General features: G+C 68.2%; 24 protein-coding genes. 11 read left to right on the forward strand and 13 right to left on the reverse strand.

Going from position 1 to position 20,107, the window contains the following annotated elements; all coding sequences use genetic code 11:
* Positions 1 to 77: 77 nt before the first annotated feature.
* The gene (locus caldi_RS03975; RefSeq protein WP_264843817.1) at positions 78 to 1,211 is read right to left on the reverse strand and encodes a BMP family lipoprotein; all 1,134 of its coding nucleotides are present in this window, start codon (positions 1,209 to 1,211) and stop codon (positions 78 to 80) included.
* Between the two features lie 208 nt (positions 1,212 to 1,419).
* Between caldi_RS03975 and deoC the strand changes: the two genes are divergently transcribed.
* Positions 1,420 to 2,112, forward strand: a complete 693-nt coding sequence (deoC, locus tag caldi_RS03980; protein WP_264843818.1) for a deoxyribose-phosphate aldolase — start codon at positions 1,420 to 1,422, stop codon at positions 2,110 to 2,112.
* 278 nt (positions 2,113 to 2,390) lie between these two features.
* On the opposite strand, the gene caldi_RS03985 is transcribed toward deoC, so the two are convergent.
* Positions 2,391 to 3,458, reverse strand: a complete 1,068-nt coding sequence (locus caldi_RS03985; RefSeq protein WP_264843819.1) for a hypothetical protein — start codon at positions 3,456 to 3,458, stop codon at positions 2,391 to 2,393.
* A gap of 140 nt (positions 3,459 to 3,598) precedes the next feature.
* Here caldi_RS03985 and caldi_RS03990 point away from each other — a divergent pair, with 140 nt between their 5' ends.
* From caldi_RS03990 to caldi_RS04000, 3 genes are all read left to right on the forward strand, one after another.
* Positions 3,599 to 4,060, forward strand: coding sequence for a MaoC family dehydratase N-terminal domain-containing protein (locus tag caldi_RS03990; protein WP_264843820.1), 462 nt, complete (start codon positions 3,599 to 3,601; stop codon positions 4,058 to 4,060).
* 25 nt (positions 4,061 to 4,085) lie between these two features.
* Entirely contained in the window at positions 4,086 to 4,559 is a 474-nt protein-coding gene (locus caldi_RS03995; RefSeq protein WP_264844725.1) for a MaoC/PaaZ C-terminal domain-containing protein, read from the forward strand.
* A 96-nt stretch (positions 4,560 to 4,655) separates the two neighbouring features.
* Positions 4,656 to 4,907, forward strand: coding sequence for a hypothetical protein (locus tag caldi_RS04000; protein WP_264843821.1), 252 nt, complete (start codon positions 4,656 to 4,658; stop codon positions 4,905 to 4,907).
* A 561-nt stretch (positions 4,908 to 5,468) separates the two neighbouring features.
* Here the strand turns inward: caldi_RS04000 and caldi_RS17605 are convergent.
* Positions 5,469 to 6,539 carry a helix-turn-helix domain-containing protein gene (locus tag caldi_RS17605; protein ID WP_319951820.1) on the reverse strand — a complete coding sequence of 357 codons (1,071 nt, stop codon included), beginning with the start codon at positions 6,537 to 6,539 and terminating at the stop codon, positions 5,469 to 5,471.
* On the opposite strand from caldi_RS17605, the gene caldi_RS04010 reads away from it, so the two are divergent.
* The 4 genes from caldi_RS04010 to caldi_RS04025 all read left to right on the forward strand — a co-directional run bounded on the left by caldi_RS04010 (position 6,454) and on the right by caldi_RS04025 (position 9,511).
* Positions 6,454 to 7,170 carry a tyrosine-protein phosphatase gene (locus caldi_RS04010; RefSeq protein ID WP_264843822.1) on the forward strand — a complete coding sequence of 239 codons (717 nt, stop codon included), beginning with the start codon at positions 6,454 to 6,456 and terminating at the stop codon, positions 7,168 to 7,170. The two genes, caldi_RS17605 and caldi_RS04010, sit on opposite strands and share 86 nt — an antisense overlap.
* A gap of 28 nt (positions 7,171 to 7,198) precedes the next feature.
* Positions 7,199 to 7,870 carry an S-layer homology domain-containing protein gene (locus tag caldi_RS04015; RefSeq protein WP_264843823.1) on the forward strand — a complete coding sequence of 224 codons (672 nt, stop codon included), beginning with the start codon at positions 7,199 to 7,201 and terminating at the stop codon, positions 7,868 to 7,870.
* Positions 7,871 to 8,009: 139 nt separating this feature from the next.
* A complete protein-coding gene (locus caldi_RS04020; RefSeq protein ID WP_264843824.1) occupies positions 8,010 to 8,816 on the forward strand; it encodes a YveK family protein in 807 nt (268 codons plus the stop codon).
* The gene (locus caldi_RS04025; protein WP_264843825.1) at positions 8,813 to 9,511 is read left to right on the forward strand and encodes a CpsD/CapB family tyrosine-protein kinase; all 699 of its coding nucleotides are present in this window, start codon (positions 8,813 to 8,815) and stop codon (positions 9,509 to 9,511) included. The genes caldi_RS04020 and caldi_RS04025 overlap by 4 nt, the downstream gene beginning before the upstream one ends.
* On the opposite strand, the gene caldi_RS04030 is transcribed toward caldi_RS04025, so the two are convergent.
* The 4 genes from caldi_RS04030 to caldi_RS04045 all read right to left on the reverse strand — a co-directional run bounded on the left by caldi_RS04030 (position 9,490) and on the right by caldi_RS04045 (position 14,117).
* Positions 9,490 to 11,673 carry an O-antigen ligase family protein gene (locus caldi_RS04030; RefSeq protein WP_264843826.1) on the reverse strand — a complete coding sequence of 728 codons (2,184 nt, stop codon included), beginning with the start codon at positions 11,671 to 11,673 and terminating at the stop codon, positions 9,490 to 9,492. The two genes, caldi_RS04025 and caldi_RS04030, sit on opposite strands and share 22 nt — an antisense overlap.
* Before the next feature lie 473 nt (positions 11,674 to 12,146).
* The gene (locus caldi_RS04035) at positions 12,147 to 12,293 is read right to left on the reverse strand and encodes an RCKP-type rubredoxin-like domain-containing protein (protein ID WP_264843827.1); all 147 of its coding nucleotides are present in this window, start codon (positions 12,291 to 12,293) and stop codon (positions 12,147 to 12,149) included.
* A gap of 375 nt (positions 12,294 to 12,668) precedes the next feature.
* On the reverse strand, positions 12,669 to 13,667 hold the full coding sequence (locus caldi_RS04040) for a sodium-dependent bicarbonate transport family permease (RefSeq protein WP_264843828.1): 999 nt from the start codon (positions 13,665 to 13,667) through the stop codon (positions 12,669 to 12,671).
* A gap of 168 nt (positions 13,668 to 13,835) precedes the next feature.
* Entirely contained in the window at positions 13,836 to 14,117 is a 282-nt protein-coding gene (locus tag caldi_RS04045) for a helix-turn-helix transcriptional regulator (RefSeq protein ID WP_264843829.1), read from the reverse strand.
* Between the two features lie 244 nt (positions 14,118 to 14,361).
* Here caldi_RS04045 and caldi_RS04050 point away from each other — a divergent pair, with 244 nt between their 5' ends.
* The 3 genes from caldi_RS04050 to caldi_RS04060 are packed head-to-tail and all read left to right on the forward strand — an operon-like array spanning position 14,362 to position 15,488.
* Positions 14,362 to 14,796: a sigma-70 family RNA polymerase sigma factor gene (locus caldi_RS04050; RefSeq protein ID WP_264843830.1), complete on the forward strand. Its 435-nt coding sequence runs from the start codon at positions 14,362 to 14,364 to the stop codon at positions 14,794 to 14,796.
* A gap of 39 nt (positions 14,797 to 14,835) precedes the next feature.
* A complete protein-coding gene (locus caldi_RS04055) occupies positions 14,836 to 15,075 on the forward strand; it encodes a FitA-like ribbon-helix-helix domain-containing protein (protein ID WP_264843831.1) in 240 nt (79 codons plus the stop codon).
* Complete coding sequence (locus tag caldi_RS04060) at positions 15,075 to 15,488, forward strand: type II toxin-antitoxin system VapC family toxin (RefSeq protein WP_264843832.1); 414 nt, start codon at positions 15,075 to 15,077, stop codon at positions 15,486 to 15,488. Before caldi_RS04055 ends, caldi_RS04060 begins: the two co-directional genes overlap by 1 nt.
* Positions 15,489 to 15,564: 76 nt before the next feature.
* Here the strand turns inward: caldi_RS04060 and caldi_RS04065 are convergent, their stop codons facing one another.
* The 6 genes from caldi_RS04065 to caldi_RS04090 all read right to left on the reverse strand — a co-directional run bounded on the left by caldi_RS04065 (position 15,565) and on the right by caldi_RS04090 (position 20,095).
* The gene (locus caldi_RS04065; RefSeq protein ID WP_264843833.1) at positions 15,565 to 17,124 is read right to left on the reverse strand and encodes a recombinase family protein; all 1,560 of its coding nucleotides are present in this window, start codon (positions 17,122 to 17,124) and stop codon (positions 15,565 to 15,567) included.
* On the reverse strand, positions 17,121 to 17,279 hold the full coding sequence (locus tag caldi_RS04070; RefSeq protein WP_264843834.1) for a hypothetical protein: 159 nt from the start codon (positions 17,277 to 17,279) through the stop codon (positions 17,121 to 17,123). Before caldi_RS04070 ends, caldi_RS04065 begins: the two co-directional genes overlap by 4 nt.
* 124 nt (positions 17,280 to 17,403) lie before the next feature.
* Positions 17,404 to 18,303 (reverse strand): hypothetical protein, encoded by a 900-nt coding sequence (locus caldi_RS04075; protein WP_264843835.1) that lies wholly within the window; start codon positions 18,301 to 18,303, stop codon positions 17,404 to 17,406.
* A 14-nt stretch (positions 18,304 to 18,317) separates the two neighbouring features.
* Complete coding sequence (locus caldi_RS04080) at positions 18,318 to 19,247, reverse strand: ArdC family protein (RefSeq protein ID WP_264843836.1); 930 nt, start codon at positions 19,245 to 19,247, stop codon at positions 18,318 to 18,320.
* A gap of 99 nt (positions 19,248 to 19,346) precedes the next feature.
* Entirely contained in the window at positions 19,347 to 19,775 is a 429-nt protein-coding gene (locus tag caldi_RS04085) for a HEPN domain-containing protein (RefSeq protein WP_264843837.1), read from the reverse strand.
* Positions 19,754 to 20,095, reverse strand: a complete 342-nt coding sequence (locus tag caldi_RS04090) for a nucleotidyltransferase family protein (protein WP_264843838.1) — start codon at positions 20,093 to 20,095, stop codon at positions 19,754 to 19,756. The genes caldi_RS04085 and caldi_RS04090 overlap by 22 nt, the downstream gene beginning before the upstream one ends.
* Positions 20,096 to 20,107 lie beyond the last annotated feature (12 nt).

Below are 20,107 nucleotides of genomic sequence, written 5' to 3' on the forward strand. Positions count from 1 at the left end.
GCGAACCTCTCGAATCCCCGGAGCCCGAACACGGGAAGGGGGGTGACCGGTCCGTCACCCCCCACCGCGCACCGGCCCTACCGGGGGAGCTTGGCCAGGAACGCCTCGAGTTCCTTGAGGTCGACCGGTACCTGGATCTCCCCGGCCACGATCCTCTTCTTCAGGTCCTCCAGCCGGGGCTTGATGTCGGCCAGCATCTGTTGATTGTACTGGTTCTCCGCGTACCCCACGCCGTCGTCCGCCAGGCCGAAGACCCGGTAGCCGCCCTTCCACTTCCCCTCCACCAGGCTCTTGATCGTCTCGTAGACGGCGACGTCCACCCGCTTGAGCATGCTGGTGAGGATGTACGGGCGCTGGTCCTCCTTCGCGCTCAGGGACTGGTCCGAGTCGACGCCGATGACCAGCTTCTGCTTGGCAGCGGCCGCCTCGATGACGCCGATGCCGGAGGCGCCGGAGGCGTGGTACTCCACGTCGGAGCCCTTGTTGTAGTGGGCGAGCGCCAGCTCCTTGCCCTTCACCGGGTCCTTGAAGGCGTCGCCCGTGGTGCCGATGTAGTCGGAGAAGACCTCCGCCTTGGGGTTCACGTACTTGACCCCGGCGATGTAACCGGACTCAAACCGTTCGATGAGCGGAATCTTCATTCCGCCAACGAAGCCCACCTTGTTGGTCTTCGTCTTGAGCCCGGCGGCAGCCCCGACGAGGAACGACCCTTCGTGCTCCTTGAAGAGGAGGCTGACCACGTTCGAGTCGTCCTTGAGCCCGTCGATGAAGCCGTCGATCAGGCCGAACTTCACCTGCGGGAACTCCTTGGCGACCTTGGTGATGTGTTCGGTGAACAGGAAGCCGACGCCGAAGATCAGGTCGGTCTTCTCCTCGGCCAGGAGGCGGAGGAGCTGCTCCCGGTTCTCACCGCCGGCCGAAGGCTCCAGGTACTTGACCTCGATCTTGTCGCCGAACTCCTTCTGGGCCCTCTCCAGGCCGGCGTAAGCCGAGTCGTTGAAGGACAGGTCGCCCCGGCCGCCCACGTCGAAGACGAGCCCGACCTTCAGTTTCTTCGCTTCTTGGGGCTGTTGGGGCTGCTGTGGCTGGGGCTGGGCGGCGGCACCCGGCTGCGGCTGCGCGGGCGCAGCAGGCTTCTGGCCACATCCGGCCAGAAGGCTTGCGGCCAGGACGGCGCTGAGCGCGATGGCCGCGACACGGCGAAGGGACACCGGACGGGACCCCCTTCCCAGATTTCTGTGTTGCCGCGTTAGCCTTCGTCACCCTTCGGCGGAATCCCTCCGGTGATCTTGGCTCAACCCCTTGCCAAACACATGTTTGTGTGGTAACGTATGGCAAGAAAGCTGTGGACAAAACTGTCCGCCAGGATTCGCAACGCCCTCGCTGAGAACGATGGGGACGATCGGGAGGGGATCGCCCATGATCGGGCCGGAACTGCCGCCACTCACCCGAGCCGCCCTGGCCGCGATGATCGACCACACGCTCCTCCGCCCCGAGGCGACCCCCGACCAGGTGGAACGCCTGTGCACCGAGGCAGCTCACCACGGCTTCGCCGCCGTCTGCGTCAACCCGGTCTTCGTCCCGCTGGCGGCGCGCCTTCTCGCCGGCACTCGCGTCAAGGTCGGCACCGTGGTCGACTTCCCCTTCGGTGCCGGCACGGCCGCCGACAAGGCACGGCAGGCCGAGGCCGCTCTCGCCGCCGGGGCGGTCGAGCTCGACATGGTCCAGCCCATCGGGCTCCTCAAGGGCGGCCACGACCGGGAGGTGGCCGAGCACCTGCGCGCCGTCATCGAGCCTGCGCACCGGGCGGGGGCCATCGTGAAGGTCATCCTGGAGACGGCGCTCCTCACCGACGAGGAGATCGACCGCTCCGCCCGGCTCGCCGCCGAGGCGGGGGCCGACTTCGTGAAGACGTCGACCGGCTTCGGGCCAGGCGGGGCCACCGAGGCTGCCGTCCGCCGCATGCGGGCCGCGGTCGGGCCGGGGGTGGGGGTCAAGGCCGCCGGCGGCATCCGGGACTACGAGACCGCCTGCCGGATGGTCGCCGCCGGCGCCAACCGGATCGGCACGAGTTCGGGAGTGGCGATCGTGAACGCCGCGCCCGTGGCGTAGGGCCCGGCGCTTGCCCGCCCGGGCGCCGTCCGTGGATACCGCGACCGACCGGCCACGATCAGGTCGACCGGTTCGACGGCCTTGAGCGGCACCTCCTCGCCGAGGTCGCGGTAGTGCGAGAGGCTGGTCGCCTCCCGGTAGCGGCTTGGCGGGATGCGGTCCGGGGATAGCCGGACGAACCCGGCCCGGAGTCGGGGGGTGGGCATGCAGAGGGTCTCGGGGCGCGCACCGGGCGGAGGGGGGAGTCCTGCCCCAGCTTGGGGGTCGCCCCGGTCCGCCTACTTGATCCGGCGAATGTGGCGGCGCCCGTGGGGCCCCGGCGGGCCGTGCCGCCCGGGCGGGCGCTGCGGGAAGTCGTCGTCCTCGTCCTCGTCGTCCTCGTCGTAGTCGTCCAGGTCCAGGTCGTCGAGGGCATCGAGTTCCTCGAAGACGGAGTTCACGAACGCGCCGGCGAGGTAGGGCGGCACGATGGTCGCCTCGTAGTAGACGCCGGGCGGTGGGGCGGGCAGGCGGAGGTGCCGGTGGAAGCACTCGCCCAGCGCCCGGCCGACCGGGTCGCCGACGGCCGCCCACTTCTCCTCGACATAGTCGATCAGTTCCTGTGGCCCGACCACGACCACGGGCAGGAGCAGCACCACGGTCTGGAGGCTGTCCGGGTCGGCCTCGGCGTGCAGGCGCAAGGACCGCGGGACGGGCACCGCCGTCCCCGGCGGGCTGCCCTGCCGGACCTCGCGCAGCACCTGGGACTCGAGGAGCTCCGCCGCGTCCTCGGCGCGGTCCGGGTCGACGAACCGGTTTCCCGGAACGATGGCGATGCCCTCGGACCGCAGCCGCGACAGGGGGGTGAACGGCGGCAGGTCGGCGAGCGAGGCGCGCAGGGTCTCGCCCACCTCGGCCAGGAAAGCAGAGGGCAGGGTCCGCCCGAGCGGCCCCGGGTCCTGGTCCGGGCCGTACATCGTCAGGAACGCGATGAAGAAGGTCGAGGAAGCGGTCTTCTCTTCCGCCGGCGCCCGGGTGAGCAGCGGGACCTCGTCGCGGATGGCCCGCAGCGCGTCCGGGTCCTGCGCCACGTCGAGCGCCCAGGCGCCGTGGCCATCGGGGTCGTCCTTCCAGCCGGGGTGGCCGGCCAGCCACTCGGCGAACCGCTGCGGGACGAACGGCACCCGGACGACGCGGTAGGGCCCGTCGTCACCGTACCGTGCCGCTTCTTCCTGCTCGATGAGGAAGTCGAGATACGCGCGGAGATCCCCGCCGAAGACGCGCCGGTAATCGTCCCAGCGGTAATGGCACAGGGCCGTCAGGGCGTCCTTGCGCGCCACGCCGGGGTAGATGCCGTAAGTGACCAAAGAGGGCCCTCCTGTCGTACCGCTTTGTGTCCGGTGCACCGTCGTCCTTCACCAATTTCCCGTCGGCCGCCGCATTCCTGCTGGTCGACCCATGCAGGAAGCCCGCACCTGCGCCCGAATTCCTCCGCAGAGGTGGTCGCATGACGCTGAAGGAGCAGGTCGAAGCCATCGCTGCCGAATGGGTGGGCCGGACGACCGGTCCGGGGGAGCCGCTCGAGATCGAGCGGGGGGCGATCCGCCGCTACGCCGAGGCGATCGAGGACGACAACCCGCTCTACCGGGACCCCGAATTGGCCGCCGCGTCGATCCACGGCGGCATCCCCATGCCGCCCGGTTTCCTCATCACGGCCATGCGCTCCGGGGGCGAGCGGGACTTCCAGATCCCCTTGCCGGTGAGCCGGCGGATCCGCGGGGAGGACGAGCTCGAGTTCCTGCGGCCGGTCGTGGCCGGGGACACGCTGACGGCCCAGACGCGCATCACCGGGATCGAGGCGAAGGAGGGCAAGAGCGGCTTCTTCGTCGTCATCCAGACGGAAACCACGTACTACAACCAGCGCGGCGAGGCCGTCCTCATCAACCGGGCGAAGGTCATCAAGCGCTGACGGGCGGGCAGGTGCGACGGTGAAGATGCTCACGCAACGCTACGTCGAGGACGTCGCGGTGGGGACGGCCCTCGGCCCGATCGAGTTCGGGCCGGTGACCACCCGCCACCTGGTGCAGTGGGCCGCTGCCGCCAACGACTTCTACGAGATCCACTACGACAAGGCGTACGCCCTTGCCCAGGGGCTGCCGGACGTGGTGGTGCACGGACCGCTCAAGCTCGCCCTGATGGGCCGCCTCCTCATGGGGTGGGTGGGTCCGCAGGGGTGGATCCGCCGCCTGACCTGCCGCTACCTCGGCTTCGACGTCCCCGGCACGGTCCTGCGCTGCACCGGGACGGTGACGGCCGTGCGGCCGGAGTCGGGGGAGGTCGACGTCGAACTGGAGCTGACGAACAGCGACGGTGCCCGCACCGCGGCGGGGACCGCGACCGTGCGGCTGCCGCGTCGGGGCCAGGGAGGCCGCGCACCGGTGCCGGGTGACGACTCGGACGCGCCTTGATCCGGCCCATCACCCGGCGCTGGTCCCTGCGGCGCGGGCGCAGTGGAACGGATGTGCACCACCCGTGATGCCCAGTCTTCCTCAGGGGGTTCAAGGATGGAGCAAACCTCACAGCCACGCTCGACCACCGCGCCCCGGCCGCACGCCCCGTCGCAGGCAACAGCGCCGTCCCTTTCCGCCCTGGCGGATGCCCCCAACGAGCACCGCCACCGCCGCCGGCGGCACCGCCCCGCCTGGCGGCGGCTGTGGGACCGGATGCGGCAGTGGCGGCAGTGGCCGCTCTTCTTCCTCGCCGTGGGGGTGGCCGTGGCGGTGGGCGCTCTCGTCGCGGTGATCAGCCGGCTATGACCGCCACGTCACCCAGCGCCGTTTCCGGAGTCGGTCCAAGGAAGGACTCCGGGGAGATCATGAAGAAGAGAAACGTCGAAAGAGAGAACACCTGGGGACGGCCTGTCCGGCGGGATTCCCGAATGGGCGTCCGGGCTCCAGTCCACAGCAGGGATAGAAAGCCTCTATTTGCACTTCCTGAAATTACGCGGTAGACTCAAGTTGAGCGTTAACTGTTTAGTAAAGGACTTATGCCATCATGAGGCGGGCATGACTTGTCGCCCGGGGCGTGACCGGACCGGAGACGGGGTGGGGGTCGGCACGCCCGAGAGGGCCTGAGAGAAATACGGGTCAACCGCGCCCCTGTGACCGCAGTCGCGGACCTGGGGCGTGTTCGTTACGGACGGTTTGCAGGGGAAGTCCTGGGTAGGGCAGGGCTGGCAAGTGGGGGGAAACGGCCCGTGGCCGAAAAGTGGGAGAATCTTTGGAAAGAGGCGGAGCGAGCCATGGACCAAGGGGTGACCGCCTGGGCGGATGCCCTGATCGAGCGGGCCGTCGAGCTGATGCCCGAGGACCATCCGATCAAGAGGTTGCGGAACGGAAAGCCTTCCAGGCACGCACAGCCGTCCGAACGTCCTCGGGCGTGAGGCCGTCCGCGATCAGGTCGAGCAGGAGGTCCTCCCAGTCGTCGGTGAGGGTGCGGCGGCGGACAGGATCGTCCGTGTTCCCGAGCAGGTAATCAATGGTGACCCCGTAGATCGCGGCGAGGCGGCGCAGCATCTCGTAGCTGGCCTCGGTCACATCCCGTTCGTAGTTGTCGATGGTCTGGCGACTGACGTTCAGCGCGCTGGCCACGTCTTGCTGCGTGAGTCCCTTGCTCTTGCGCAACGCACGGAGTCGAGCCCCAGTGCTCTTCAAATCGAAGCCCCACCTCCCGCCCCCTGGCGTAGAATACCTCGAAGCCGCGTGATGCACCTTCCAATCTGCCCTCGCCGCAAAGAATCCACGACATGGGCCTTGAAGCGCTCGGATCCGTTGCGCCATAATTATCGTTGTCGTGCAAGGAAAATGGGCTATGGCATTCCGTACGCTCGGAAAGCTTGACTCGCACCATCGCATTTCCATGGAGGAGAGCCGCATGACCGCGATCTGTAAGGCCGTGATCCCGGGGTGGTGGGACTCGGAACCTTCCTTCGTTCGACCAAGGCCCACCCGGAAGAGATGCCGCCCATCGATCACCGCTCCTTCGGCCGCGTCCCCGAGCTGGAGCGGCACCGAGAAGACTTGCGCAGGGCGGATCTGATCGAGCGAATCCGCAGCATCCCCGACCTGGCTGACATCCAACTTCGTTCGCCAGAAGGTGCCCCTGAGACCGGGGCACGCGAACCACGAGGCCCGCCACCTGCGTGCGGGCGAGCCGCTCGGTGACGTGCTCTCCCTGGTCGAGTGGCCCGCGCGGCGGACCTGCGGCCAGCCCTGCCGAACCACCTGCGCGATCTCGTGAGCGGGACCGGCTCTGCCGGTGCCCGGGCCGGCGAGCGGTCTGTGGCAGGAGGGTGGGGCAGCGATGATCGACCTGCACGCGCACGTCCTCCCCGGTCTGGACGACGGCCCTGCGGACAGCGCCGGGGCTCTGGATCTCCTCGAAGCCATGGTGCGGGACGGGACGAGCACGGTGGTCGCCTCTCCCCACGGGGTGGGCAGCCGCTACGGCGTCTCCGGTCCACAGGTTCTGGAGGCGGTCCGGAAGCTCCAGGACGCTGCTCGGGCAGCCGGCCTCAAGGTCCGCATCCTACCGGGCATGGAACTGCCGCTACGGGCGGACCTCGTCCGCCTCTTGCGCCGGGGCGATGCCCTGAGCATCGCCGGAACCCGGTACGTTTGCGTAGAGTTGCCCCACCAGGACTTGCCCTGGTTCACTGAGCGGGCTCTCTTCGAGCTCGCGGTGGCGGGGTACGTGCCGGTGATCAACCATCCGGAGCGGAACCGGGCCATTCAGGAGCGCCCGGACCGGCTCGCCCGTATGGCCGAGCGGGGCGTGCTGGCCATGCTGAGCGCCGGCAGTCTGCTGGGCGACTTCGGGCGCACCGCCCAGCGGCTGGCCGAGCGCTTCCTCAAGGAAGGATCGGCCACCCTGGTGGCGAGCGATGCCCACGGGCTCCGCACCCGTCCTCCCGCCCTCGCCGCGGCACTGGAACGGGCTGCCGCCCTGGGCAAGACGGACCAACTCGCCGAGATGGAGATCCTCCAGGAACTGGCCTCGACCGGGCTGACGGCCCGTTGAGACGGTGGAGATCCACGGAGGTGAGGCCATGCGCCGACGGCATCTTCTTGCGGTTGCCCTGATCACCAGCGTCTTGCTGGCGGCAACACCGGCAAGTTCCCTCACGGGCGTGTACGGTGGCGGGGGAACGAGCGCGCCTCCGCCCAAGCCGGTTCCCCTGCCGCCGCATCTCCAACCCACGCCGGTCACTTCCCCGCCGGCGGACGTGCCTGCGGACCACTGGGCCTCGAGTGCGATCAACCAGCTCCGAACCGCGGGGCTCATGATCGGTGATCCGGACGGCAACTTCCGCCCCGACGCCCAGGTATCGACGGCCGAGACGGTCATGGTGTTCCTCCGGCTCCTGGGCTTCAGTCCCAAGGTGGGAGTCGACGGACAGCACTGGGCTGATCCGGCCCTCGAGCTGGCAAGGTCCGTCGGTTGGATCGGCGAGAACCAGGCCAAGCGGCCGGACGACGGGATGGACCGGGTGGGCGTGGCGTTGGTGCTCGCCAGGGCCCTGAAAATTGAGCCCGTATCCGGAAGCCCACCGTGGTCGGACGTCAGTGGGCTGCCCCCGGACGCCCTGGGCTACCTGGTGGCCCTCTATCAGAAGGGGCTATTCATGGGTTACCCCGACGGCACGTTCCGGCCGGACCGTGTCGTGACTCGGGCAGAAATCGCCGTCCTGGTGTCCCGCATCCTGGCAGGGATCCGATAGACTTCGCAGGGACGAGCACCGGCTTCCGCTTGGCATGACCGCTCAGGGCGGGTCGGGCGGCGAGCCGCCGCCCGACCCGCCCTTACCATCCCCTGATCCTGGCGGGAAGGTCCTGGCGGAGAGAGCGGGAGGGAGTGGAATGACCATGGAGGATGAGGAGGTCGACCTCCTGGAGCTACTGGCCATCGTCCGGCGGCGCCTGTGGATCCTCCTGGTCGTGCCCGTGGTGGCCGCACTCACGGCGGCCGGGGTGAGCCTGTACGTGCTTGAGCCCGTCTACGAGGCGTCGACCACTCTCTGGGTCGTCAAGAAGGAATCGGGCGCCATCGATTACCAGACACTGCTCCTGTACCGCAACCTCACCAAGACGTACGGTGAGGTAGCCAAGAGCCGCCGGGTGCTGGAACTGGCGGCGGCCAGGCTGGGGGGCACCCTGACGGCCGACCGGTTGCAGAGGGCCGTCCGGGTCGCCCCGGTACGGGACACGGAGATTCTGCAGATCGCCGTGCAGGACACCGATCCCCGACGTGCCGCCGACGCCGCCAACGCCATCGCCGCCGCCTTCGTCGAAGAGATCCAGCGGTTCATTCGCCTGGACAACGTGGGGACCGTCGACCCGGCCGAGGTACCCCGGACGCCCGTCAGGCCCAAGCCCCTTCTGAACACCGCCCTGGCCCTGGTGCTCGGGGTGATGGTGGCCCTGGGTCTCATCTTCGTGGTGGAACTGGCCGACACGCGCCTCCGAACGCCGGAGGATGTGGAGCGGCGCCTGGCGCTCCCCGTTCTCGGGGTCATCCCGATCATCGAACCGGTGGGCGCTCAGGTGCCGCCCGTGACCGGCCGTCCCGAAACCACCGGCGTGCCGGCTGCGGTGTATCGCTCCCGCCGCAGCGGGCAGCGGAGCGCCGCGGCGGCCATCAGCGGGTCTGGGGGGGAGGAGCCGTGAGCGACGGGCTCGACCCCAAGCTCGTGACCGTCCTGGCGCGAAGGTCGCCGGCCGCCGAGGCCTTCCGTGTCCTGCGCACCAACCTCCAGTTCATGGGCCTCGACCGGCCTCTTGCGAGTCTCGTGATCACCAGTGCAGGGCCCGAGGAGGGCAAGACCCTCACAGCAGCCAACCTGGCGGTCGCGTTCGCCCAGTCCGGGCAGCGCGTCGTGCTGGTGGACGCCGACCTCCGCCGTCCCATGGTGCACCGCACCTTCGGCCTGTCGCACGGGCTCTGGAGAGGCCTCACATCCGTCCTGACCAGTGCCGCCGACCTCGGGTCGGTGCTCGCGCAGACTCCAGTGGAAGGTCTCCGGGTCCTGCCAAGTGGACCGATCCCGCCCAACCCGGCCGAGATGCTCGGCTCCCAGCGCATGCGCCACCTCATGGCGGCGCTGCTCGAGCAATTCGACTTGGTCGTGTACGATACGCCTCCCGTGTTGGCGGTAGCGGACGCCCCCATCCTAGCGGCGGTCTCGGACGGAACCCTTCTGGTCGTCCGGGCCAACAAGGTGAGCCATCCGCTGGCCCGCCGGGCTCACGAAGCCCTGAGCGCCGTGAAGGCGCGTGTGCTGGGTGTCGTCCTGGACGGGGTGCCGGGCCGGGCACGGAGCGGTTACTATGACTACCATTACTACGGCGCACGTAAGAGGTAGCGGGTGCCGGCTGCCCGGTCCACCTGAACGGATCGGAGGGCGCCGCGCACGGGGTTGATGTCCAGGGCCCGAACCCACGGGCGGTTCTTCAACTCTGCAGCCTGGTCTCGTTGGCCGGCCGCTTCCAGTGCCAGGTAGAGCCAGATCTCGGCCTGAATCCGGTGCGCGGCACTTTTCGCTGCTTCTCCGAGGTGAGGAACAGCCCGACGCGGGTCCCCGAGAAGTGCCAGCGCCTGCCCGTACCTGAGATGGAAGACCGGGGTGAGCGCAGGCTGCGCATCGGGCCAGAGGTGCTTCACGGGTTCTGTGGCCTGTCGCCTTCGCACGAGTTGCTCGGCGATATCCACGGTCCGCCTGGCCAATCGTTCACCGGCTGACCGGTCGCCTGTGAGCACGGCTTCGATCGCGGCCTCGCCGTACGCGCCCAGCGCAAGGTAGTAGGCCTGGGCCCGGGTCGGAGCCAGCCGCAGGGCTCGCTCCGCCGACCGGGCGGCGGCAATCCAGTCCTGCCGGGCGAGGTGCGCGGTGGCCTCTTCCTCGTGCCACAGGAACCAGTAAGGATCCCTGGCCTCGGCCGCGGCCAGGTGGTCGATCTGCTCCCGCTTGCCCGGGTTCGCTCGCGCCAGCCCCACGTGCGGCTGCGGGTCCAAAGGGGCCAGCCGGGCGGCCAGCCGGAAAAGTGAGATCGCCCCGGCGGAGTCGCCGGCGTCCAGCCGCTTCCACGCCCGGTGCGTGGCCACCGCCGATGCCGCGTGGGGAAGGGCCACCGCGAGCACCACGGCTCCGGCCGCCGCGGCCAGAGCTGGGTGAACACCGCGCAGGGCGGCGGTACCTGACCTGCGGCTCCGCCCGCAGCGAGGCGAGGTGTTCGGTCCTGTTTGGCGTTGCTCGGCAGGAGCTTCATCGGTTGCGACTTGGTCCACGGTGGGTGTCGGGAAGGACGCGCCGGCGATTGCTCCGGCGAGAGTCCATATCAAGAGCTGAACGAAGAAGTACGAGAGGTCAAAGTCCACAGCGCTGTGAAGCCCGATCGTGAGTGCTGCCGCCGCAAGGGGCCAGACGGCGGCGCGCGTGCCCTCGGGCCCCTTTGCGTGTGCACCTTTCCAGCCCGTGTACGTCAGAACCGCCCAGAAGACGAGGAGTGCCGCGGGGCCGGGCACCCCGGTCTCTGTTGCGGTTTGGAGGAAGCCGTTGTGCGTTTCCGACGCTGCGTACCAGAAGGTCTGGTGCTGGTGGTAGAGCCGTTCCCACGCTCGCCCGCCGCCCCCCAGCCAGGGCCGGTCCTGTAAGATCTTCAGGGCGTCGCGATCGTAGTAAAAACGGAGGAGGGCGTTTCGTGTGCGCCAATCCATGTCCAGGAGCCGGGCGGCGTGCTGCGGGAGGTGGCGACGCACCAGGTCGGCCGGACTCGTCGCTGTGAAACCGACGCCGGACACCAGCCCCCCAACGGCCACCATACCTACGATGAAACAGCCCCGCAGCCGCGGAGGTGCACTCATGAGGGCCGCCAGGACCACGCCTCCTGCCACCGACGCCAGGGTGCCCAGGCTCAGCCACTTCAGGGCTTCGGTCCAATCACGCCACGCACCGCTCTCCATGAACCCACGGGCTGTGGCGGCGGCCGCCACCAGAGGCCCGGCCAGGAGGAGGAAGGCAGGCATGCGCCGACCCGCGGGCAGACCGGCCGGGAGCAGGAGCAGCGCGGATGCCAGAACGAGCACCGCCCCCCGAGAGGCCGCGAGAACGAAGGCAACGGAGAGGATGTACACGGCTGCGGCTGCGGCAGCGTATGCGGGAACGCGCCTGCGACTGGACACGGCGAGTCCGGCCGCCAGCAGGGCTATGGCCTCGAAGTAGATCGCCGCGGTGTTCGGGTATTGGAAAGAAGCCCCGAGCCGCCCGTCCGCGCCGATGAGCGCCATGGCCGTGAGCGTCTCCTGGTCGGCGACTCCCCTGCCCGCATACGGAGAGAGAGCCACGGCCGCGACCGCGAGTCCGCCCGCCACGACTGCCCAGCCGAGGGCGGCGAGGCGACCCGGGCTGCGGGCCACCTCCTCTCGAACCATCCACAGGGCCATGAGCGCCGCGGCGTGCTGGAGCGTAACGTCCACGTGCCCCTGCGGAAACACGGCCACGGCCGTGGCGACGACGTAGAGCGCCAAAAGGGCACCTGCTGCCTGCTCCACTCCGGTTATCAGCGGGCGAAGGAGACCCCCGCCCCACCACACCCCGGTCGACCAGAGCACGAAGCCGAGTGCCAACGCCACGATGGCAGGGCGGAATTCGGCGGGGAAGAACAGTCCTTCCGGAAAAGGGCCCACAAGGAGTGTGGCCAACACGATCGCCACACCCGTTCGGCGGAGCAACACAGGCGTCACGACCGACGTCACCCCGTGACTTGAGCGGAAGCCATTCACGTCCGACGTTCACTGAGCCAAGCAAGATTGACGGAGATGCATATGAGGCAATTATTCCTTGCTCATGTGCCTGGTTCCTCTGCGGAGACAGCCGGGCGTGCGACCCTCCGGGTGCCTTGGGCAGACTCGGGCCCGGGGTCCGGCGATGAAAAGGTCCGTGGGCGTCCGGGTGGACGCCCACGGACCGCCTCGGAGAGGCCGTCGGGAACGGACCTGTCTCAGATCGCCTTCTTCTTGTTGGTCTTCGCCTCGCCTTCCGCCTCTTTCTTGGCGAAGCTGTCCTTGCCGCCGCAGTTCGGGCACTTGCGGGGCTTGCACCGGTTCTCCTGCTCGAAGCCGCACAGCGAACAGCGCCACACCGCCACGGCTGGAACCTCCTTCCCATCAGTTTGCGGAGACTTCCACGCGCACTGCGGGTGTTCCTGTGAGTGAGTTGTTGAGCCCTCGGGTACTGGCTCCGATGATGGCCGGAGGGGAGCGGCCGTCGGTGACCGAGGTCACACCCCAGCCCAGGGCCGGCTGCGGGCGGACTGCAGGCTCGTGCGGTCCCCTCGGGCGGACTGCGCCGCCCCCTTCCGGCGTCCCACGTGGCGGTGTCGGCGGCGTGGGGTTCGTTGTCCGCGCCCCCCCGTCCGGCCATGACCGTGAGGTAACGGGGTGTCATGTAACGCCGGGAGCGGCTAGTCGCCGGGCCAGACCGGCACAGTGCACGCGGGCCCGGCTGCGGCCACGAGGAACGTTCAGGACGGGAGGAGAAGGCGGGCCAGCGTGTAGTAAACCGGGATGCCGACCAGAACGTTGAACGGGAACGTCACGCCAAGCGCGAGCGTGATCGAGAGCGACGGGTTGGCGCCGGGAAGAGCCAGGCGGACGGCGGCAGGAGCCGCGATGTACGACGCGCTGGCGGCAAGCACGGCCAGAAGCGTGGCGCCCCCCGGACTGAGCCCGACGAGTCGCCCCCCCAGCACGCCGAGGCTCCCGCCGATGAGCGGCATTACCACCCCGAAGCCGAGCAGGAACCGGCCGAGGCGGATGAAGTCACCGAGGCGGCGGGCCGCCGTCAGGCCCATGTCCAGGAGGAAGAGGGCGAGCGCGCCCGGGAAGAGGTCGTGGACAAACGGTTTCAGTAGCTCGGTCCCCTCCTTCCCGGTGAGGATGCCGATGGCGAAGCTTCCCAGGAGAACGATCACGCTGCCCCCAAACAGCGCCTCGCGAACCAGAGACCGGAGAAAGACGGTTCGGTTCGTCACCGCACGGTCTGGTTGGGTGGAGAACGCCCGCGCCAGCAGGATTCCGCTGACGATCCCCGGCGCCTCCATGAGGGCCATCATGGCCACCATGTAGCTCTCGTAGCCTACGCCCAGAAAGGTGAGGAAGTTCGTCGTGGTGATGAATGTGACCGCGCTGATCGACCCATAGTGGGCGGCGATCGCCCCGGCGTTCACCGGATCGAGCCGGCCAAGCCGGGTGAGGATCAGGAACGCAATGCCGGGCAAGAGGAATCCGAGGACCAGGGCCGCCAGGGCGGTCTGCACCACCTGCTCGGACAGGCCGGCGTGGGCCAGTTCGGCGCCGCCCCGAAAGCCGATGGCCATCATCAGGTAGAGGGCGAGGGCAGAACTCAGCTCCCGGGGGAAGGACAGGTCGGACTTGAGCAACGCCGCTGTGGTGCCCAGAAGGAAGAAAAGGACAGGCGGGGAGACGAGATTCTCCGCCATGAGCGCTGGCACGTTCAGCATCGTTTACCCCCTGTTTGCGGTCCGGTGCCGGGGGCGAGCGCGGCCCGAACCGCGGCGCAAAATCACGGCCATGATATCACGAAACATATGTCGTATGTCAAGTCGCGCCAGTGGGGGGTTCAAACCTCCATGCACGGAGGAGGCGGGTGGCAAGACGTGAGCGCCTGTCTATTCTTCGGATGGCATGAGGAGGTTCAACAGCTCCTTCACGGCGCGTCCCCGCTGCGCCGGGTGCCGCATCGGCAACTCCGGGTGGACTTCGTAGCGGTTCCGCCTCCCATCGCGGAAACGGCTGATGTACCCGGCCTCCTCGAGGTCGTCCAGAATACGCTGGACTGCCCGTTCCGTGATGCCCACGGTGGCCGCGATCTCCCTCGCTGTCAACCGGCTGTTCCGCGCGATGCAGAGCAGAACCTGGGCGTGGTTGGTGAGGAACGTCCACTCGGACACGGTGGGCTGCCCCCATGACCCAATTGAATGACGACGCCGCTTTCATGATAGCATGGGGGGCGTTGTTCCCGGAGCGACATGACCGACGGGGCGAAGTTCCTGAGGGCGACACGCCGGTGTACCGCGGCGTTGCCGGGGCGGCCGTTGACCCCGGAGCGGACAGGCACACGCGCCTTCTGCCTCCCATATACTGGTGGCACACGCGGCGCGGGTGGCGGGGGCCCGCGCCAGGAGGTGGCTGCCAGTGGTGGGCCTGCTCGGGAGCCTGGCCGAAGCCATCGTGCGTGGCCTGATGCTCCTCATGGGGTACGTCTCGAACTCCAGCACCTTCCCCCAGCCCCTCACGGAAGAGGAGGAGGCCCGGTACCTCAGCCGCCTGCAGCAGGGCGATGAAGAGGCCCGGGCCGTTCTCATCGAGCGGAACCTCCGGCTGGTCGCCCATATCGTGAAGAAGTTCGACAACACCGGGGAGGAGACCGACGACCTGATCAGCATCGGTACCGTGGGTCTGATCAAGGCGATCGGCACGTTCAAGCCCGACAAGGGCACCCGGCTGGCTACCTATGCGGCGCGGTGCATCGAGAACGACTTTTCGATGACTCCGCGGCGCGGGAAACAATGGGAGAAAGCCAGCGTACCGGCTACCGATAGGCGGCAGCCTTGCGGGCACCTCCCCTGATTGATATCATTGTGCTAGCATAGCCGGGAGGTGGGTGCGATGCCCGATATTCTGATCCGGGACGTACCAGGACCGGTCCTAGAGGTCCTCAAGAACCGGGCCAAGCAGCACGGTCGCTCGCTCCAGCAGGAACTGGCCATGATCTTGCGGGAAGCCGCAAGACGCAGCCCGCCCAGGTCGGCAGCGGAAGTGGCAGATGCCATCCGGGCTCGTCTGGCCCAAACCGGCCGCGATTTCGGCGACAGCGCCGAGGAGCAGCGGCATGACCGGAGCCGCTGATGGCCCGCTACGTGGTAGACGCTTGCGTAGCCGTGAAGTGGTACGTCCCGGAGGTAGCCAGCGACCGGGCGGTGGCCATCCTGAAAGGTGGCCATGAACTCCTGGCTCCCGAACTCATCCTGTCCGAATTCGGAAACATCATCTGGAAGAAAGTGAGCCGTGGAAGCCTGTCTGCCCCTGAGGGGGGCGAGATTGTGGATGCCTTTCTGGGTACGCGGCCGGTGGAGTGTTACCCGGTTGAACCGTACGTGCGAGCTGCCTTCGACATCGCGACCCGGTACCGGTGCACCGTGTATGACGCGCTTTATCTGGCCGTGGCCATTGCGGAAGACGGTTTGCTCGTAACCGCCGATGAACGGTTTGCCAACGCACTGCAGAACACGCCCGTTGCCGGCTACGTTTCACTGCTGTGACATACCGTGCCGAATGCGCGTTGGCGGAGCGGCCGGAGTCAATGAATCCCCTGGACACCCGGATGGCGAGCGTGCCTCAAGATACGGGCTTCAACACCATGACCGGGGCGACTTCCGGGGCTCCGCTAGTTGACGTGTAGTGAGGTAGCCGGGCTCGGACCGTGATCCGAGTCTCGCTCACCTCGACTCCGACGACGAGCTGGCGGACGATCTGCTGCCGGGTCTCCATCGAGGGGTCCTCCTGAAGGCGCCGGAGGTAGTGTTGCAGGGCAGCGGCGAGGGCCCGACGTTCCTCTTCGGTGGAACGGAGACGCCCCGCGAGCTGGGCTCGCAGTGTGTCCCGCTTCGCGAGCAGGTGGGTTTGGCGCTCCTTGAGCCGGTTGAGGGAGTCGAGGGCGTCGTCCGGGTTTGCGAGCTGGCGCTCCAACACAAGGAGGATGTGCTTTTGGGCAGCCTCGGTCCTGGCCAGGGCCTGCTCGACCTCCGCGAGCTCGCGCTCGAGGCTCTCGGTGTCGGGCGCATCAATCGTTGCGACTAGGAGGTCAGGATCGTGGAGCCATGCCTCGACCTCCGCCCACACCCGGGCCTCCAACCGGTCTGCCGAGATCTCCTGCCCGCACCCCGGATGGCGGGCGCCGGCAAAGCTCTTGCGGCAGGTGTAGGTACGCCGGTACTTTCCCCAGTGCTTCCGGTTGGCTCCCGTCATGGTGTTGCCGCACACGGAGCACCTGACGAGGCCAGAGAGGAGGTATTGTTCGCGGTGGCGTGACCAGAGTTGTTTGGCCCTGGCCATGAGTTCTTGCGCCCGGTACCAGGTATCCGGGTCGATGATGGCCGGGACCGGAACGGGGATCCACTCCTCCCGGGGGCGCTCGCGCGCCCACACCTTCTCCCCGGGGGGACGGTACCGGTTGAGCCCCACGCCGGTCATGTCACGGCGGTTCGCGTAATAGACGCCCATGTAGACGGGGTTCATGACGATCTGGCGGACGATCTGGCGGTGCCAGTTACCGCCTCGACGGGATGGCACGCCGTCTCGGGCAAGGCCGTGGGCGATGCCGTTGAGGCCCCGTCCCAGCTCTACGTACTCCCGGAAGATGCGGCGGACCACCTCGGCCTCTTCGGGGATCACGCTGATGGATGAAGTGGCGGGGTCGTAGCGGTAGCCATAGGGATCTACCCTGTACGGGAGCCGGCCGGCCTTCGCCTTCTGGCGCTTGCCGGCCATCATGCGCTCGCGGATCTTCTCGCGCTCGTACTGGGCCACTGCACCGCGGAGCTGATAGAAAAGCTGGCCTTCCGGGGTGCCAGTCATGTCGAACTTCACGAAGGTGAGTCGGCTGTAGCGCTCGATCTGTTCGGTAATAAGCAACTGATGGGCCAGGTTGCGGGCGAGCCGGTCGGGATCCCACACGACGACCAGGTTGAATTCCCGCTGCCGGACAGCCTCCAAGAGGGCTTGGAGGCCAGGGCGCTCGAGAACGGCCCCCGAGACTGCCTCGTCGAGGTATTCGCGGGTTTCGGTGGCGCCTAGGCGCTCCGCGTGGCGGCGGCATTCCTCCAGCTGAAATGCGATGCTGTGGCCCCTCTCGGCCGACTCGTCGGATGACACCCGCGCGTAGATCGCGCACCTCACGTACCGGTCTGTACCTCCTTTGCACGCTGACGTTTGATCCAGTCGGCGAGGATTCGCATGGCCCGCTTGCGGGCGGCCTCGGCTTCCTCCGGTGTCCCGACAGGCACGATGATGAGCTCGCGCTCTTGCACGGGCTTACTCAAGCGGCGCGCCACGGGACGTCCTCCTCTCGCTGGGATTCGGCGAGACTGCGAGAAACCCTATGCGGACGGACAGGCCCGATGGGCCTGTCCGTCGGACCAGATGGGCCGTCGAGGAGGACGGCCCGATGGTAACAGGCTACCGGTCAATCCCGGTCCGGTTGAGGGCTCGGGGAAGAGGGATCGGCACCCTGCCGGCGAGCGCCTGGCGGCCCAGGTCGGTGATGGCGTACCCCATGGCCCACACGGGCCGCCCTCCGGGTGAGAGCCCGCGGTGCGCTGCGGGGACGACCTGGATCATCCCGGCCCGGTAGAGCCGTGCCAGGGCCTCGGCTGCCTCCGCGCGGGTCAGACCCGAGTGCCCATGCAGGAAGGTGGCCGCCCGGAGAGTAGCCCCTGCGGGTGCGGCGGCGAGTTCCCGGAGGATCACCAAGGCGACGTCCTTCGCCGGCGGCTCGTGGTCGATGAGCTGCCCGCCCCTCCGCGCGGCCATGTCCTCCACGAGGGCCCGCATCTCCTCTGCCGCGGTAGCGGGGCCCACCACGGATCGGAGGCGGCCGTACTGGTCTCGGAGGGCAGCAGCCGTCCGGTCGGCATCCTGGTCCGACGGGAACAGGTAGGTCCACGTCTCCCGATTCGCTCCGCGCCCGGCGAGGACGTGTAACCTGGCCCGGTACGGCTCCGCGTCGAAGAGCTGCGGGGTCTGGACGTAACGGGACGCGGCGTTCCGCACCCATCGGGCCAGCGCGGCGGCAGAGCGAAGGTGAGCCTGGGCGCGGGCGGTCTCGCCGGCTTCTGCCGCCCGGTAGGCGTTCGAGAGGAGGTCGATGACGGCGGTTTGAAAGGCAGCGTTCTCTGCGAAGGCGCCGAGGTGCCGTAGGGCGGACTCCACGTCGCGCCGCGAAGCATGGGCGCCGTCGAGCCAGTAGCGGAAGCCGACCGCCTGGCCTGTCGCCAGGACTTGTTCAGCGCGTCCCAGGCACGTGAGGTATTCACCCAGTGCGCGGTCGAGGTCGGGGTCAGGCCATACGGTTGCCACGGTGATTCCTCCCCTCAACGTTCAGGGCCGCCGAAGTCGGCGGCCCGTTCACGATCAAGTCCAAGCGCTCGGCTGATCACCTGCACCGCCCGGTGGATGCGGGGCAGCGCCTCCTTGACTTGCTGCGGCGTAACCCCCCTCGGCGAGAGGTAGGCCCACGCCTCGCGCCCGAAGTCGTAGCCCATGACGGCCGCCACGGCGCAGGCGGTGGCGTCGGCCTCCAGCTCCCGGATGGCCTCCGCCCTGGGGATCTCCCCGGCGTCCGGGGCCTTGCGGTTGTGCAGGATCTCGTGGGCCCACTCGTGGAGGAGCACCCGGAGGTGCATCCCGCCCTCCAGACCGGGACGGATGCGGATGCGACCGCCGGCGCTGTAGCCGTACACGCCCGCCTGGTGGATGGGTGCATGCTCGAGGACGATCCCGCTCCTGCGGATCGCCAGCTCGGTGGCCGCGACGTCGGCGGGCCGCACCTGGCTCGTCACGAGCATGGGGGACCTCGGGAGGGGCTGGCCGTCCGTCTGCGACACGTCGAAGACGTAGCCCACGCCGAACCGGACGGCCTGGGCCCGCTCCTCCCCGGGCGGTGCCAGGAGGGTGTCGCGCTCGGTGTCGTCCTTCTGCTGCTCCTGGAGCGCCTGGAGGGGGTCGACCCGCTTCAGCGGCGGAACCCCCAGGGGGACGAGGATGGCGATGCCCTTCTCACCCTTCTTCACGTGCCGCCCGAGCTTCTTCCAGGCGTTGAACCCGGCGACGAGGGTAGCGTCGGGGCGCTGGGTGAAGATGAGGATCTGGTTTCCAAGGCTGTAGCGATGGAAGTGACGCAGGAAGGCGGCGTAGCGGTACACGGCGTCGGGGACGCCGGAGGCGATGTCGGCGGCCAGGCGGTCGAGGGCCGCCACGGCGATTGCTCGAGCGTCTTGGGCCTTTTCGGAAAGCGCTGGCATAGGTCCACCTCTTGTGAAGCGCAAAGAAGAAGCCCCGCCGGCCCGGTGCGGGCGGGGCTCAGGAGATACTTTTCGGCGGATCCGGACTGTCACACGTTCTTACGGAGTAAGGTCGGGGCCTTTTGACTCTGGCAAGAGTTGCTTGAAGCGTTGCGCGATCACGGCGAGAAAGGTCCGTGCGGCTTCCACCTGGCGTTGGGCGTCTCCCGAGGGGATAGGGGCACTCGGGTCATAGTCGGCGGCGTGTCGGAGTTCCTCTGCGTCAATCAGCGAGCGGTGAAGGTGCCGGGGAATAAGTTGAGGAGCTGCGAGCAGGCGGCCGAACTCGCTGATGACCGCTGCATGCTTGTGGAAGGGCCCGGCGCCGAGGAGCCACAAAGCCGCTGAGGCAGCGTGAAACATGGCGTAATAGGCGCGGTTGGCGGCACTTCTCGTCTTGCCGTGATCCAGGAGGATTTCGGCGGCGGACAGACTTTCCTGCGCCAAGAGCCACTCCTGCCTTGCGTTCAGCTTGTTGGGTTCGGCCACAAGACGATCCCCTCTCGGGCAATGCTCTGGGTGATCGGTGCTTGGGTGGCTTCAAGGCGCCGCCAGGCAGATGCCGTTCGGATCAGGGGTGCGAGTACGACTGAATACTTGAGACTGACGTCGGCGGCGACGTCGATCACCTGCTCTCTCGTGGAGCCGTTGCCTTCGACCACGACCAGCACGTCGATGTCGGAATCAGGGCCGGCTTCGCCGCGGGCATATGAGCCGAAGAGTAAGACCCGCTTCAAGGCGGGGCCAAGGGCGCGGACGAGGGAGGTGGTAAACTCCTTGAGGATGGGTTCGATATCACGGTGGTTCATGTTGAGCCCACC

Origin of the sequence: Caldinitratiruptor microaerophilus (assembly GCF_025999835.1) — a bacterium.
GTDB classification, from domain to species: domain Bacteria; phylum Bacillota; class Sulfobacillia; order Symbiobacteriales; family ZC4RG38; genus Caldinitratiruptor; species Caldinitratiruptor microaerophilus.